This is a genomic window from Streptomyces sp. P17 (assembly GCF_032436805.1).
GTDB lineage: Bacteria > Actinomycetota > Actinomycetes > Streptomycetales > Streptomycetaceae > Streptomyces.
Genome location: NZ_JAVRBF010001354.1, coordinates 1 through 244, shown reverse-complemented (window position 1 = coordinate 244; position 244 = coordinate 1). Strand labels below are relative to the sequence as shown.

General features: G+C 36.9%; 1 protein-coding gene. It reads right to left on the bottom strand.

Annotated elements, in window-relative coordinates:
• Positions 1 to 192: single-stranded DNA-binding protein (locus RMT89_RS44950; protein WP_315889519.1), on the bottom strand; the 192-nt coding region annotated here is incomplete at its 3' end.
• Positions 193 to 244: the final 52 nt, after the last annotated feature.

The following is a 244-nucleotide window of genomic DNA, read 5'->3' as shown; positions in this document are numbered from 1 at the left end:
CACCTTCGTTCCCTTCACCAGGTACTTTATACGGTTCTTACTAGCTCCATACAGAATACATGAGTAGTATCTACTCACAGCCTTATCCCTTTTGTCATCTACAGCCACAGTAAAGGTCACAAACTCCTTATCATCATTCACTCTTGCCTTAGCATCATCAATCAATCTACCAATCAAGCTTATAGTCTCCATTCTACTCTTTTTTAATACCTCAAATATAATAAATGCTAACCTTAATACAAAC